This window comes from Cyanobacterium sp. (assembly GCF_054166785.1).
The window spans coordinates 79,864-93,545 of record NZ_JBSZCP010000035.1 but is presented as its reverse complement, the minus strand read 5'-3'; the positions used below and the strand labels follow the sequence as shown (position 1 = coordinate 93,545).

Sequence of the window (13,682 nt, the reverse complement as noted above, 5' to 3'; positions counted from 1 at the left end):
TACCTTTGCTGAAGCACTCGAGGCATTTCGCACTGCTGTATCTTTTCGTTTTGTCCACTGGCTTACCCATAATACTGAGGTATTTTCTGCTTATAAAGCTAGTTTAGGCTTTGTTTGGGCTTGAGTTTTGTTTAAGTACCGATAATTGCTGTAAAATTTCTTTCATCGCTAATTGTCCAGAGCGACTAACATTAACTAAGTGTCATCGGTATAGCTTGGGCATTAATTCGTCCTTTCTTAACCATGGTAGTATTCACGGTGATTTTTGGTAACTTCTCACAACTGACTTGGGATTGCTATACCCATTCAGTAATTACAGAAAAAAGAAATATAAGCTATAATTCCTATAGAAATTATAGGAAACTCAAAAAAATGACAGGAAAAACTCTCTCTGCTCATATTGATATGGAGACTTCGCAACGAATCACTGCTTTGTCAAAAAGAGAAAATCGTTCAAAATCTCAAATTGCCAGTACTGCCATCAAATTAGGCTCTATCTTACCGCCGAATGCTTGGTCGGCTTTGTTGCAATTAACAAATGTTGCTTCTTCCTCACAATGGCTCGAAATCAGTCAAGACATTACAAGAGTATTGTTGAATCATCAATACAAACTAGCTCAAACAAGAATTGCTCAAAGTATAGATGAAGAATGGTTAAATAGTTTAAAAACAGAAGATGATATTTTATCCGCTTCGGTCGAATTAACTCGTAATGTCTAAATCTTTAAAGTTATGCCTTGATCTCAATATTTGGTGTGCCGCACTACTAGCTGATATTAAGGGTAATCAAAACTCTGCCTGTCAAACGATTGTTGATTTTGTTCGTTATGGACATTGCTATTCAAGAAAAATAGAACTTGTCATTTCTTGGGGAATGTTAAATCGTTTAGAACAAGTTTTATTGCGACTAACTCCTCTAACTGACGATGCTTCTTTTTATATCAATGTTATTTGTAGTTATGCTCAACTTAGTAATCCTCAGTTAATTTTAGGCGGTACGGGAGTTATTGCCATTGATGATTTAGAAGATCAAGGAGTTTTAGAAACGGCGGTGGCGGGTACAGCGGATCTATTGATAACTGCTAACTTTCAGGATTTTCTCAATAAAGATGTGACAATAATTATTCCTAATAAGTACGCTATTTATAATTTCCCCCATCATAATATTCAGATTGTCCATCCTTATTTAGCCGTTGATTGGTTAAATAAAGGTACAATTCCTCCCATAACTCAACCATAGCAATCTCCAGTGTATTTATGAACAATCACAATCATTCCCTCAACGTTCTACAAATCAATCAATCAGACATCAAAGGCGGAGCTGCGATCGCCCATCAACTCAACCCAATCCATAAAGTTACTTCCCAGCGCACAAACTTCGTCATTTTGCAACAGCACGAAACTACTTTATAATCAAATCTAACGCATCGGTGATGAGGCGATCGCGCAGCGGCACTTCGTGATCGCGCTAAGCCATTTCTTAGATTAGTCGTGGGCTCAAATTTTGAGGTAATAATCTTCCAATGCTATAATCACAATAGATGAAACTAAAATTTCTTAAAATTAAGTCCATGAAAACGGAAACAATTACTTTAGAGTTATCCAAAAATCATCTAATGTTTGCTCAATACTATGCAAAAAAATATGGTATTAGTATCACTGAGATGTTTGTTGATTATCTGAAGACTCTTGAAAATATTGAACAAGAATCTAATTATCCCTCCTTACAAAAAATAACAGGACTTATTCCCGAAAATATAGACGCAGAAAAGATTTATCAAGATTATTTAACCGAAAAATATCATCAGTGATTCTAATTGACTTAAATATTATTTTAGATGTACTTCAAAACCGACAACCTCACTACCATTATTCGGCACAAATCATTGATGGCATTATCATCGGCAAAAATAAAGGTGCAGTTTCTATTCATTCCGTTACTACTCTTCATTATCTCGTTAATAAGTATTGTGGTTTTGAAAAAGCACAACAAGTTATTAGCTGGTTATTACAACACTTTGAAGTAATCTCCTTAGAAAAACAAGACCTATTACAAGCCTATGCTTTGCAATGGAAAGATTTTGAGGATGCGGTTACGGCTATTGCAGCAAAAATATCATGCTGTGATTATATTATTACCCGTAACGTTAAAGATTTTTGTAATTCCCCCGTTTTAGCCATAACTCCAGAAAATTTCATCATATTAAATCTGCCCTCATAGCTTCTCTAGTATCTTCTATGGCACCTAATCAACATCTGTGTAAGGAAATAGTCCATCAATATTCATATTCATCATCTGGTAACATTATAGTCTTCTGATTCCCATGAGCAAAATCTAATTAAAAACGACAATCTAAATAACTGCCATGAAAACCGATAAGTTATTTTACACCATATTTCTTTCCCAACCTTCTCTGATTCACGAACTAATCCCCAGTATTCCCCCAGATAGCGAATATATTTATGATGCCCCTGTCATTAAAGATACAGAATTTCGTCTGGATGGTTTATTAACTCCCGTCAGAGAAGATTTGCCTTTGATCTTTTTAGAGGCACAAATGCAAAAAGACTCAGACTTTTATGGTCGATACTTTGCTGAAATATTTTTATATCTGCATCAATATAAGGTAAAAAGATCATGGTATGGATTGTTAATTCTGAAAAATCGTAACTATGATTTAGGTTCTGAAAAATCCTATGAATTATTGCTCAACCATCAAGTCAAAAGACTATACTTGGAAGATTTACTACCATTAAAGGATTTACCACCGAATTTATCGTTATTAAAACTAATCGTCACCCCAGAAACAGAAGCTGTTGATTTGGCGAAAACAATTTTAGATGAATCAGATAATGATGAGGAATTTCAAAGACGATTAAATATCATTGAAGCTATACTAAATAGTAAGTTCAGTCAATTGAATAATGAGGAAATATTAGCTATGTTAGACCTAAAAACTGCGAAAATGCCTAGTGAACCTGTTTTATATAAGCAAGTAGTTAGTTACTGGAAACAACTGGCAAGAGAAGAAGGTTTACAAGAAGGACGACAAGAAGGTTTACAAGAAGGACGACAAGAAGGTTTACAAAAAGGACGACAAGAAGGTTTACAAGAAGGACGGCAAGAGGGGCTACAGGAAGGACTACAACAAGGTAAGCAGGATGGTGAAGCTGAGTTATTGATTCGTTTGTTAACTCGCCGTTGTGGTGCTTTATCTGATGAGTTGCAAAGTAAAATTAAAACTCTCTCTATTCCTGAATTAGAGTCTCTAGGGGAAGCGTTGTTAGATTTTCAAGGTATGGGGGATTTAGATAATTGGTTCAAGGAAAATCAAAATTAATTCTGGATAATGTATTTAGATTTCTCCTTTGCGCTAGGGGCATCCTTGGAGCTTGGAATTTTGTCTTAATCATATGTCAAACAAAATATAATCTTCGTAAAGGGCGATCGCACTTCATCACTTTTCTTAACCCTTCACTAAATTAACGCTCCTCAAATGCCTTGATAGAAACCCCATCTAATGCAAAATAGCAATCTTTTTACCCATTTATAAATGCCTAAATAAAATCTTAATCTGAAGATAAAGTTTGTTTATACCAATTAATAGTTTGCTCAATTCCTACTTCCCAATCATATTTTATTTGCCAGTTAGTTTGCTTTTTGAGTAAATAATTATTAGCACAAATAAACATAGGATCATTTGCTCTATAGGGTAAAGCCCCAAAATTAATTAAATGGCTTTTATCCAAAATTTTACCTATTTTTAGAGCAATTTCTTTGACTGTCATGGGTTGTCCCGAACCAATATTAACAACACCTGTTAATTTACTTTTACTAATTTCTAACAATGCGGAAGCAACATCTTCAATATATAAAAAATCTCTAATTTGCTCCCCCTCAGTCGTTTTTACTTCTTCATTTTTCAACAAAGAACAAATAATTGCAGGAATTAATCTATTGACACTTTCTCGTTTTCCATACTGATAGAATAGTCTTACCCAAACAGTCTGCATATCGGTAACCGCAGATAATTGAGATAGTGTTGTTGCTAAAGCTACTTTTGTTGCTGCATATAAGGTTAAGGGCTTAGTAGGACTTGATTCAGACAAATAACCTAAGCTAAAATCATATTCAAAACAAGTACCAATCCCTATAAAACGTTGACAACCTAGTTCAGCTAATTGAGAAACTAGATTAAGACTAGCCTGTAAGGAATTAAGGTTTTCGGCAGATTGTAAATATTTACCCGGCACGGCATACCATGCTAAGTGGATACACCAATCAGGTTTTAATTCTTTTAAATAAGTATTGATTTGAGAATAGTCTTGTAAATCAGCATAAAAAAGATGAATAGAGGGTAATATATCTTGGATACGCCATAAATCCGTAGTTTTTCTAACAATGCCATGAACCTCGTAACCCTTTTTAACTAATAATCTAGCAAAAGAAGAACCGACAAATCCACCAATTCCCGTAACTAAAACTTTCATGAATTAACCTTAATTTTTTGGTTGATAAAGAAAAGGACTTTTAAAATCATCAAAAGAGACAAAACTTTGATCTCTTGGAGAGATAATCGGATTATCACAACCCCAAGGAATAGGTAAAGAGTTCCACAAAATCCCCGTATCTTCAGTGGGAGAATAAACAGTAGAGACTTTATACATCATAATAGCTCGATCAGACTTGACATAAAAGCCATGGGCTAATCCGGGGGCAATATAAATTATATTAGCTTTTTTTGCACTTAGGTCAAAGGTAGCAAATTGTCCATAGCTAGGAGAGTTTAAACGTAAATCTACAACCACATCTAAAACATTTCCTTCTACGCAATAAACCATTTTAGTATGTTCTTGAGGAGGTAACTGAAAATGTAACCCTCTTAAAACATTTTTAACTGATACTGAGTAATATTCTTCAGGAAAATGAGTTTTTAAATTGTAACTTTGAAAAATATCTTCATGAAAGGTTTTGACAAAACTACCTCGTTCATCCTTAAAAATTTTAGGTTGCAATTCGTAGCAGTCTGGAATCTTGCTGGAGTTAATGATTACCTGCATATTTTATCAAACGTTTAATTCAATTCTGATTACCGAAAAAGTATTTTAATTTAATCTAGTGGGCAGTATATCAACCACCCTACGGATTAATTTTTGTGACAAAAATCTTTAATAGTTTTCACTACATAATTCAACATTTCTTCTGTCAAACCGGGGAAAAGTCCAATCCAAAAAACACAATTCATGATTTTATCAGCACTGCTTAAATCCCCTATTACTCGATATTCCCAACCTTCATATAAAGGTTGACGCAGTAAATTACCACCAAATAATAATCTAGTACCGATTCTATTTGTTTCCAAATGTTGTACTAACTCATTACGAGTGAAAGGGGCATCTTCTTTGACAAAAATGGGGAAACCAAACCAGCTGGGTTCAGAATTGGGGGTTGGTTGAGGTAAGGTTAACACATCCTGTAAGTCAGCTAAATTTTGCCATAAAAATTGGTAATTTTCTCGGCGTTTTTGTACAAATTCAGGTAATTTTTCTAATTGAGCGACTCCCACTGCCGCTTGCATATCGGTCATTTTTAGGTTGTAACCTACATGGGTGTATGTATATTTATGGTCATATCCGAAGGGTAAAGTTCCTAATTGCCACCCATAACGCTTGTTACAGGTGTTATCAACTCCCGGGGCGCACCAACAATCCCTACCCCAGTCACGGAAGGATTCGACAATTTTCTTCAAACGGGTATCACTGGTTAATACGGCTCCCCCTTCTCCCATGGTCATGTGATGGGCTGGATAAAAACTAACGGTGGCTAAGTGTCCGAATGTACCAGTTTTTTTGCCGTTATAAACACTACCTACGGCATCGCAATTATCTTCAATTACCCATAAATCATGTTTTTCGGCAAACGCCATCACTGCTTCTAGGTTGAAAGGATTACCTAAAGTATGGGCAATCATAATAGCTCTGGTTTTTTCGCTCAATGCTTGTTCTAGTTGTTCTACATCAATGTCGTAGCTAGGTAATTTGACATCTAAAAATACTGGAACTAATCTATTTTGAAAGATAGGGTTAACGGTGGTGGGGAATCCTGCAGCCACGGTAATGACTTCATCCCCCGGTTTTAGCCTTTTTTCGCCTAATTTGGGGGAAGTTAAGGCACTTAGGGCTACGAGGTTCGCCGATGAGCCTGAGTTGACGAGGAGGCAATGTTTAACTCCCATCCATTGGGCAAATTTTTCTTCAAATTCGGCAGCGTATCTACCTGTAGTTAACCAAAAATCTAGGGAAGAGTCCACTAATTTTGTTAATTCTTGCTCATCAAAGACTTTCCCTGATACAGGAATATAGGTTTGTCCGGGGGTAAAGTTACGGTTAGCAAATTTGAATTGATAAAACTCGACTACGGAGGCTAAGATTTTATTTCTTAATTCTTGCTCTTTTTCTGAAAAACTTTGTTTTTTGTCGATGGATTGAGTCATGGGTTAATTTTGATTTAATAAAGATTGATAGGATTTAATTTGCCCTAGAGTGAGGGCTTGAAAAGATTTTGTGTCGTTAGATGATAGTTGATGGGCTTGATGATACCAAGAAACGGTTTGTTTGATGGTTTGGGTAAAATCCCAACGGGGTTGCCAATTAAGGTGATGATAGGCTTTATCAGTGACGAGGTTTAATAAATTTGCCTCATGGGGGGCATTGGCATCACTTTTGTCTAGCCAACTACCTGCCCAGTGCTTTAAAATTTCCTCTACTAGGTCTTTTACTGGACGATTTGAGCTTAAATTTGGCCCAAAGTTAAAGGCTCCTTCGATCGCACTTTTTCCCAAAACTAATTCTTGATAAAGTTTTTGAGCGAGGGTTAAATATCCCCCCAACGGTTCTAAAACGTGTTGCCAAGGGCGGGTAGCATGGGGATTGCGCACGGGAATGGGTTCACCCTTACCCAAAGCCCTCATAACGTCTGGTACGATGCGATCTACTGCCCAATCACCCCCACCGATGACATTTCCTGCCCTAGCACTCGCTACCCTAATCTTACCTTGATGAAAAAATGATTTAGCCCAAGATGCGATCGCAATTTCCGCCCCTGCTTTACTAGAACTATAAGGATCATGCCCCCCGAGGGGATCATTTTCTCGATAGCCATAAATCCATTCATTATTGTCGTAGCACTTATCGGTGGTAATCATTACTCCCACGCAATATTTATCAAGGGTTTTCAAACTTTCTAAGACATTGACTGTTCCCAAAACATTCGTTTGCCAAGTCAACACAGGCTCATGGTAGGAGAATCGGACTAAGGGTTGAGCGGCAAGGTGAAAAACCATGTCGGGTTGAAAATCTTGGACTAAATTTTTGACGGTGTTTAAGTCTCTAATATCCCCAATATGATGCTTTAAATCGTGACTTAGGGCTAACTGTTCAAATAAAGAAGGTTCGGTATTGGGTTCTAAGCTCAATCCTGCCACCTGGGCTCCCAAATGCAGTAACCATAGAGATAACCATGAACCCTTAAAGCCTGTATGCCCTGTAACCAAGACTTTTTTGCCTTGCCAAAATTGTCCCATTACCAAACTTTCCACGGTGCTTCTCCTTTTTCATAGAGAGATTTGAGCAATTCTAGCTCCCGATAGGTGTCCATACATTGCCAAAAGCCATCATGATGATAAACGGCTAATTCTCCTTTATCCGCTAAAATCTTTAGGGGTTCGGCTTCAAAAACGGTATCGTCATTTTCGATTAGGTCTAAGACTTTTTTGTGGAGTACCATATAACCACCATTAATCCAACCGTCTGAGGTTTGGGGTTTTTCTTTGAAGCTGGTCACAAAATTATTTTCTATCTGTAATTCCCCAAAACGGGAGGGAGGGCGTACAGCAGTGACGGTGGCAAGTTTACCATGATTCTGGTGATAGGCTAAAAGTTTGTTTAGGTCAATATTGGCAACGCCATCTCCATAGGTGGCCATAAAAATATCTGAACCAGTTTTATCAAGATAGGTTTTTAAATGTTTTAACCTACCTCCTGTCATGGTTTCTTGCCCTGTATTAATTAACCATATTTTCCAGTTTTCTTCATCATGCCCATTATTGAGGTGGGTAATTTTTTGTTGTCCTAGTTCGAGTAAAATGTCACTATGATTCCAGTCGTAGTTAATAAAATATTCTCGAATCATGTCTCCTTTGTAGCCCAAACAAAGCATAAAATTGGTAAAACCATAGTTAGAGTAGGTTTTCATTATATGCCAGATCATGGGGCGATCGCCCACCATTACCATGGGCTTGGGACGAAATTCTGTTTCTTCTTTTAAACGAGTGCCTTTTCCCCCACAGAGAATGGCGACGGGAATCTGATCAGTCATGATTATTGATTATCTGAGATAATTAGATTTACCGCAGATCTTATCCTAAAAATCATCAAAAAATACAAATAAAAATTACTGATGGCTTTATTTTCCACCACCAAACTTGATTTAATTATTGCCGAGAAACGTTTAAAACTGGAAACTCAGCGTCAGAGCCTACTGACAAAAACTTGCCAATGGTTAGATGAATTTGCCATCGAGTATGGTACAACTCAAGCCTATATATTCGGTTCTGTCACTCGTGCAGGAAAATTTCATGACAACTCAGACATTGATTTAGCGGTGGAAACTATCAACCCAAAAAAACATTATCTTGCTATTAGTTTACTTTCAACTTATCTTGAAAGAGATGTAGATTTAATTAAATTAGATTCTTGTCATTTTGCCCACCGTATTCGTCAAACAGGGATTTTATGGACAAAAACATCCTCATCTTAGTCAAATACAGTTCAGGGTAAAATTTTTTTACCTAAATATTAAACAGTTTGACTATAGTATGCTTTTGTTATTTAATCCTTTGACAAAAAAGAAGTAATAATTGCCAATAAACTCAAAAGTCATCAAATGCTATTATCGAAATACATTTCAAAGCAAAATTTATGGTTAGCTAGTATCGTTAAGCAAAATTGGAGGCTAGGCTTTATTTCCATTGGTTTGGGGATATTTGCCTCAGTCCTAGAAGGTTTATCAACTTCTTTGGTTTTACCTCTGACAACCTATCTAAGTAATCCAACTGTTGCCGAAACAAAAAAAATATTTCCTGAACCCATAGAAAAAATAGGCAGTTTGTTGGGAATAGAAAATCCTTTTATTATTTTTATCATTTTATTTTGGCTATTAATAGTAATCAAAAATACAACTAAATATTGGTCTGATTTTAATATTAACAGGTTGAAATTTTATACAGGAAAAATTATTAGGGAGACAATTATTGATAAGTTTTTTAGTGTCGATATATCATTTTATAATTCTGTTAAAACAGGAGAGTTAACTGCTTTGGTTAATGACCACGCAGAACGTTGTCAAGGAATGAGTGGAAAGTTTTTTGTTCTGATTAGTGAATTGGCTACTGTTATTTCTTTATTAAGTGTTGCTATTTATTTATCTCCTCAAATTACTTTGATTAGTATTATTAGCTTTGGAGTTTTGATATTCGGACTTAAACCATTATTAAAAAAAATTAAAATTAAAAGTCGTAAAGTGGCTAACGAAACTACTCAATTGTCAGGGTTGATTACAGAAATTTTGGATGGCATCAAGGTTATCAAATCTTTTAGCCTTGAAAATCAAAAGACCGGTGAGTCTCAAAACTGTTTAAATTCTCGTTGTAATTCAGAAATACATTTATATAAATATGCTTGTACAATTAATCCCCTAACGGAAACTCTAGGAATAACTGTACTTTTGACAGTATTAGTGGGTTTTTATTTTTTGAGTAACTCTGATAATCTCTTACCAGTTTTATTAACTTATACTATCGTAATGTTGAGAACTTTACCTCGTATTAATCACTTAAATAATATAGTTTCTCAATTCTCTATTATGGGTGGTAGTGTTTCTCTTATTTATGAATTTCTTCATAATAAAACCCATAAAACAATTAAAAATGGCACTTACTCTTTTACGGGGATTAAGCAACAAATATTATTGCAAAATGTTAGTTTTATGTATCCTAATTCAGAAAAATTAGCCCTTAATAATTTATCTCTGAAAATAAAAAGAGGGCAAAAAGTTGGTTTAGTGGGACAGTCGGGTAGTGGTAAATCAACCTTAGTGGATTTGTTAATGCGTTACTATGATCCCACTGATGGTAATATTCTTATTGATGGGCAAGATTTAAAAAATATTAATTTGTTCCAGTGGCGCTCTTTTGCTGCGATCGTCAGTCAAGATACTTTTTTGTTTAATGGCACTATATTAGAGAACATTCGCTACGGTAATTTGACAGCATCAGATGAAAAAATCAGAAAAGCTACAGAAAATGCCTATGCAATGGAGTTTATTGAACGTTTGCCCCAAGGTTTAAATACAATGGTAGGACAAAGAGGGGTAATGTTATCGGGAGGACAAAAACAAAGAATTGCCATTGCCCGTGCATTTTTACGCAACCCTGAATTATTAATTTTAGATGAAGCTACCAGTGCTTTAGATACAGCTTCCGAAGTTTTTGTACAAAAGGCGATTGATAAAATTAGCGAGGGAAGAACCGTTATTACTATTGCCCATAGATTATCAACTATCAAAAATGCAGATATTATTGTAACTATGCAGTCTGGGAAGATAGTTGAAATGGGAACTCATGAAGAACTTTTAGGAAGAAAAAAGTACTATTGGAAACTTCATAACACTAATTCTTTGTCAGTCAACTAACTCTATTTTTGTCACTCTCCGAAAACATTTATTTATTCTTTAGATTAGAAGAATTTAATGACCAAATTACTTTAATAATTTTTAAATCGCCGAAACTACATCTAGTAAAGCAACTCTACTTGAAAGTGACAGGTCCCAAAGAGAAGTTTGCCTCAGAATAGCTAAGCATAAGCCCTTGATTCTTCTAGTGGGTTACTACATTCTTAACTTTTGTGCAATCTGCTATACTTCAATTTGTTAAATATAATAATTATTATTTATTGCTATGATCATTAACCATCGCTATCAATTCATCTTCATTAAAACATATAAAACTGCTAGTACGAGTATAGAACAATACTTATCAAAATTTTGTTCTCCTGAAGATACCATTACCTTGGATAAACCCTTAGTGGGTGAAACAAGAAATGTTCAGGGTTATTTCAATCCTTTACCAGAGATGATCAAATATTGTCCAATAATTCTTCCATGGAAGTCACAGTATTTGAAACAGAGCAGTAATCCATTGAAAAACTCACTTCTAAAAAGAAAGTTTTACGGACATATTCCTGCATATCAGGCACGAGAAAGAATTTCTTCAAAAATTTGGAATAACTATTACAAGTTTTGCTTTGAAAGAAATCCATGGGATAAAGTAATATCTTCTTATTATTATATTTGTAAAGGTCAGGAAAAAAATGAATTTTCTTTGAGCGACTATATTGCAAAAGGAAACATTTTTAATAAACATAAAAGTTATCCTTGGAATTATCCTCTCTACACTAATCCACTGAATCCAGATGAAATTATTGTTGATTATATTGGCAAATATGAGTACCTGAATCAAGAGCTTGCTTTTATTTTTGGCAAACTTGGTATTCCTTTTGACGGCAATTTAAATACAAAAGCCAATACAAATCTTAGACCTGAAACTAAAAAAGCAGAATCTGTGTATTCTGAAGAGCAAAAACAGATTGTTGAACGTTTATTTGCTCAGGAAATAAAAATACATAATTATCAATTTCCTGAGTAAAAAAAGATTAGTTTATGATTTGACAAATGCTAAATATATAAAAAACTTGTGATATTCTTGAACTGAGTTTATCACTAGGGAGATAATCAAAGCTAAACTGTAAAGGAATTTTTGACATAACATTTTATCAGATCATGAAAGTTGTTATTTTCGGCTTGATTTCAGGACGTGGAGGGATTCAAACTCATACATATTGGTTAACAAAAACCTTGCTAGAATCGGATTATCAGGTTTTAATTATTACTCCTCGATTCATTAGATCAAGTGGTGGGGCTTTTGTGGAGACAGAGTTAATCAATCCTAAGTTAAGAATTATTTCTTTAAACGATGAACATACCAATAAAAAGCAAACGACCTCAAATAAAATTATTAGAAGTATCAATTTAGTTGGGGAAATAAGACAATTTTCTCCTGCTCTCTTTTTTGGAGTTGGTACTGGTTGGTATATGACATTAATTAGCTTGTTCTTACCTTCTCAAACGAAAAAAATCTTCCATGAAGTTATGTCAGGTAGGACTAATAGTAACAAAGATCCTCGTTGGGGTGTTAAATACTTCTTTACTGATGTTTACGCTCAGGCGAGTGATGTGGGTAAAAATTTTAGTGAAACTTTTAATTGGCAAAAGGAGATTCCCGTATTACCTGCCTTTCCTGAACCCTTAGAAATTACCGCTCAATTACCTCACATCGAATCAAAAACTATTCCTTTAGGCAAGGCAAAAGCCGCTCTTTTTAGTCGCCTAGCACCCCATAAACAGGCTTTTTGGCTAGTACAACAATGGGATTTTCTCAAAAATTATTTGGATGAGTTACATATTCACGGTAGCGGACCTGAAGAAAGTTTAATTAGAGATTATATTGAGGAAAAGGGAATTGGAGATAGAATAAAATGTTTTGGGAGGTATCCTGATGGACAGGCTTATGTTGACTTACTAGGTAGCTATGATCTTACTTTACTGCCAACTATTGGGGCAGAAGGCTCACCCTTAGTATTATTAGAATCAATGGCTTGTGGAGTACCATTTGTTGCCTATGGGGTGGGGGGAATCCCTGATTATGGTCATGATAACCCTGATGTTATGGTTGTTCCTCCAGAGCCATGGGTAACGACTCAGGCAAGGGAATATACAACGACATCTCCTCAAGGAGAAATTAAGGCTTTTTTGGCTAGTGTACAAGCCATGGCGGAAAAACTAGCACGGGGTGAAATTAATCAATCAAGATTACAACAGTTCTATTTTAATAATTACTCTTATAATGTTTTAAAACAACTTTGGCGATCGCACTTAGTAACTAAAACAAATGATCAGAAATAAATCAATATCCCATCAAATAATGGTGGTCATGAAATGGCACAGTGCGATCGCCTATCGGTAAAAGTTTGTCGGATTTATAAATTGCCGAAATTCTCGGAGAGTGACAAAAAAGTGATTTAGGGGATCATGAGTAGAATAATTACGTATATAAATTATTTGTGTTTTAAACTTTTCCTTAATTTAGTATTATTTTTCCATAGTTTTACAGTAGCATTTTTATAGATTTTAGCGATAAAAGGAGCGGGATTAGTAGTAGCAAAATTATCTATTTTTTCTATTGTTTTCTCAAAAATATCTATCATTGTAGCACTGTTTAGATTAGCAGAAATAAGGGTAAAAACTTTTGCATTAGAATAAGCCATAGCTTGAATTTCCAAAATATTTCTACCGATATTGGTGTCTTTAGTTAAAATAATCCAACCTTTTTGACTGACAACTGTTAGCCATTCTATATCTGGGGAATGTGGTAGGAAATGGTTTTTATGAAATTCCACTTTAACCCCTAAATTTTGTAATGCCTTACCCACCGATTTACCTAATGCTCTATCAATAAAATAAGTGTGTTTAAATTTATTATTTTTACTCATTTAATTTATTTTTTAGG

16 protein-coding genes are annotated in these 13,682 nt (G+C 35.0%); 10 read left to right on the top strand and 6 right to left on the bottom strand.

Features of this window, described 5'->3' with window-relative positions; translation table 11 throughout:
* Positions 1-405: 405 nt before the first annotated feature.
* The 6 genes from ACXITR_RS07110 (at position 406) to ACXITR_RS07085 (ending at position 3,341) form a co-directional block, all read left to right on the top strand.
* Positions 406-720: a hypothetical protein gene (locus tag ACXITR_RS07110; protein WP_457996542.1), complete on the top strand. Its 315-nt coding sequence runs from the start codon at positions 406-408 to the stop codon at positions 718-720.
* Complete coding sequence (locus ACXITR_RS07105) at positions 713-1,240, top strand: PIN domain-containing protein (protein ID WP_457996541.1); 528 nt, start codon at positions 713-715, stop codon at positions 1,238-1,240. Before ACXITR_RS07110 ends, ACXITR_RS07105 begins: the two co-directional genes overlap by 8 nt.
* Before the next feature lie 17 nt (positions 1,241-1,257).
* Positions 1,258-1,413, top strand: coding sequence for a hypothetical protein (locus ACXITR_RS07100; RefSeq protein WP_457996540.1), 156 nt, complete (start codon positions 1,258-1,260; stop codon positions 1,411-1,413).
* A 158-nt stretch (positions 1,414-1,571) separates the two neighbouring features.
* Positions 1,572-1,811, top strand: coding sequence for a DUF6364 family protein (locus tag ACXITR_RS07095; protein ID WP_457996539.1), 240 nt, complete (start codon positions 1,572-1,574; stop codon positions 1,809-1,811).
* Entirely contained in the window at positions 1,808-2,221 is a 414-nt protein-coding gene (locus ACXITR_RS07090; protein WP_457996538.1) for a type II toxin-antitoxin system VapC family toxin, read from the top strand. The genes ACXITR_RS07095 and ACXITR_RS07090 overlap by 4 nt, the downstream gene beginning before the upstream one ends.
* A gap of 145 nt (positions 2,222-2,366) precedes the next feature.
* The gene (locus tag ACXITR_RS07085) at positions 2,367-3,341 is read left to right on the top strand and encodes a DUF2887 domain-containing protein (protein ID WP_457996537.1); all 975 of its coding nucleotides are present in this window, start codon (positions 2,367-2,369) and stop codon (positions 3,339-3,341) included.
* A 229-nt stretch (positions 3,342-3,570) separates the two neighbouring features.
* On the opposite strand, the gene ACXITR_RS07080 is transcribed toward ACXITR_RS07085, so the two are convergent.
* The 5 genes from ACXITR_RS07080 to rfbF all read right to left on the bottom strand — a co-directional run bounded on the left by ACXITR_RS07080 (position 3,571) and on the right by rfbF (position 8,377).
* Positions 3,571-4,491 carry an NAD-dependent epimerase/dehydratase family protein gene (locus tag ACXITR_RS07080; protein WP_457996536.1) on the bottom strand — a complete coding sequence of 307 codons (921 nt, stop codon included), beginning with the start codon at positions 4,489-4,491 and terminating at the stop codon, positions 3,571-3,573.
* Between the two features lie 9 nt (positions 4,492-4,500).
* Positions 4,501-5,061, bottom strand: a complete 561-nt coding sequence (gene rfbC, locus ACXITR_RS07075) for a dTDP-4-dehydrorhamnose 3,5-epimerase (RefSeq protein WP_457996535.1) — start codon at positions 5,059-5,061, stop codon at positions 4,501-4,503.
* 86 nt (positions 5,062-5,147) lie between these two features.
* Entirely contained in the window at positions 5,148-6,494 is a 1,347-nt protein-coding gene (gene rfbH / locus ACXITR_RS07070; RefSeq protein ID WP_457996534.1) for a lipopolysaccharide biosynthesis protein RfbH, read from the bottom strand.
* 3 nt (positions 6,495-6,497) lie between these two features.
* Positions 6,498-7,598, bottom strand: a complete 1,101-nt coding sequence (gene rfbG, locus ACXITR_RS07065) for a CDP-glucose 4,6-dehydratase (protein ID WP_457996533.1) — start codon at positions 7,596-7,598, stop codon at positions 6,498-6,500.
* Positions 7,583-8,377 carry a glucose-1-phosphate cytidylyltransferase gene (gene rfbF / locus ACXITR_RS07060; RefSeq protein WP_457996532.1) on the bottom strand — a complete coding sequence of 265 codons (795 nt, stop codon included), beginning with the start codon at positions 8,375-8,377 and terminating at the stop codon, positions 7,583-7,585. Before rfbF ends, rfbG begins: the two co-directional genes overlap by 16 nt.
* Positions 8,378-8,458: 81 nt before the next feature.
* On the opposite strand from rfbF, the gene ACXITR_RS07055 reads away from it, so the two are divergent.
* From ACXITR_RS07055 to ACXITR_RS07040, 4 genes are all read left to right on the top strand, one after another.
* A complete protein-coding gene (locus tag ACXITR_RS07055) occupies positions 8,459-8,818 on the top strand; it encodes a nucleotidyltransferase family protein (protein WP_457996531.1) in 360 nt (119 codons plus the stop codon).
* Positions 8,819-8,944: 126 nt separating this feature from the next.
* Positions 8,945-10,750 (top strand): ABC transporter ATP-binding protein, encoded by a 1,806-nt coding sequence (locus ACXITR_RS07050; protein WP_457996530.1) that lies wholly within the window; start codon positions 8,945-8,947, stop codon positions 10,748-10,750.
* 265 nt (positions 10,751-11,015) lie between these two features.
* Positions 11,016-11,762, top strand: coding sequence for a sulfotransferase family 2 domain-containing protein (locus tag ACXITR_RS07045; RefSeq protein ID WP_457996529.1), 747 nt, complete (start codon positions 11,016-11,018; stop codon positions 11,760-11,762).
* Between the two features lie 134 nt (positions 11,763-11,896).
* The gene (locus ACXITR_RS07040; protein WP_457996528.1) at positions 11,897-13,078 is read left to right on the top strand and encodes a glycosyltransferase family 4 protein; all 1,182 of its coding nucleotides are present in this window, start codon (positions 11,897-11,899) and stop codon (positions 13,076-13,078) included.
* 152 nt (positions 13,079-13,230) lie between these two features.
* Here the strand turns inward: ACXITR_RS07040 and ACXITR_RS07035 are convergent, their stop codons facing one another.
* Positions 13,231-13,665: a DUF5615 family PIN-like protein gene (locus ACXITR_RS07035; RefSeq protein ID WP_457996527.1), complete on the bottom strand. Its 435-nt coding sequence runs from the start codon at positions 13,663-13,665 to the stop codon at positions 13,231-13,233.
* Positions 13,666-13,682 lie beyond the last annotated feature (17 nt).

What these genes read in the sequence shown, in the direction of transcription:
- ACXITR_RS07110 (WP_457996542.1), top strand. Translation starts at nt 406, where the DNA reads ATGGAGACTTCGCAACGAATCACTGCTTTGTCAAAAAGAGAAAATCGT.
- ACXITR_RS07105 (WP_457996541.1), top strand. Translation starts at nt 713, where the DNA reads ATGTCTAAATCTTTAAAGTTATGCCTTGATCTCAATATTTGGTGTGCC.
- ACXITR_RS07100 (WP_457996540.1), top strand. Translation starts at nt 1,258, where the DNA reads ATGAACAATCACAATCATTCCCTCAACGTTCTACAAATCAATCAATCA.
- ACXITR_RS07095 (WP_457996539.1), top strand. Translation starts at nt 1,572, where the DNA reads ATGAAAACGGAAACAATTACTTTAGAGTTATCCAAAAATCATCTAATG.
- ACXITR_RS07085 (WP_457996537.1), top strand. Translation starts at nt 2,367, where the DNA reads ATGAAAACCGATAAGTTATTTTACACCATATTTCTTTCCCAACCTTCT.
- ACXITR_RS07080 (WP_457996536.1), bottom strand. Translation starts at nt 4,491, where the DNA reads ATGAAAGTTTTAGTTACGGGAATTGGTGGATTTGTCGGTTCTTCTTTT.
- rfbC (WP_457996535.1), bottom strand. Translation starts at nt 5,061, where the DNA reads ATGCAGGTAATCATTAACTCCAGCAAGATTCCAGACTGCTACGAATTG.
- rfbH (WP_457996534.1), bottom strand. Translation starts at nt 6,494, where the DNA reads ATGACTCAATCCATCGACAAAAAACAAAGTTTTTCAGAAAAAGAGCAA.
- rfbF (WP_457996532.1), bottom strand. Translation starts at nt 8,377, where the DNA reads ATGACTGATCAGATTCCCGTCGCCATTCTCTGTGGGGGAAAAGGCACT.
- ACXITR_RS07055 (WP_457996531.1), top strand. Translation starts at nt 8,459, where the DNA reads ATGGCTTTATTTTCCACCACCAAACTTGATTTAATTATTGCCGAGAAA.
- ACXITR_RS07050 (WP_457996530.1), top strand. Translation starts at nt 8,945, where the DNA reads ATGCTATTATCGAAATACATTTCAAAGCAAAATTTATGGTTAGCTAGT.
- ACXITR_RS07045 (WP_457996529.1), top strand. Translation starts at nt 11,016, where the DNA reads ATGATCATTAACCATCGCTATCAATTCATCTTCATTAAAACATATAAA.
- ACXITR_RS07040 (WP_457996528.1), top strand. Translation starts at nt 11,897, where the DNA reads ATGAAAGTTGTTATTTTCGGCTTGATTTCAGGACGTGGAGGGATTCAA.
- ACXITR_RS07035 (WP_457996527.1), bottom strand. Translation starts at nt 13,665, where the DNA reads ATGAGTAAAAATAATAAATTTAAACACACTTATTTTATTGATAGAGCA.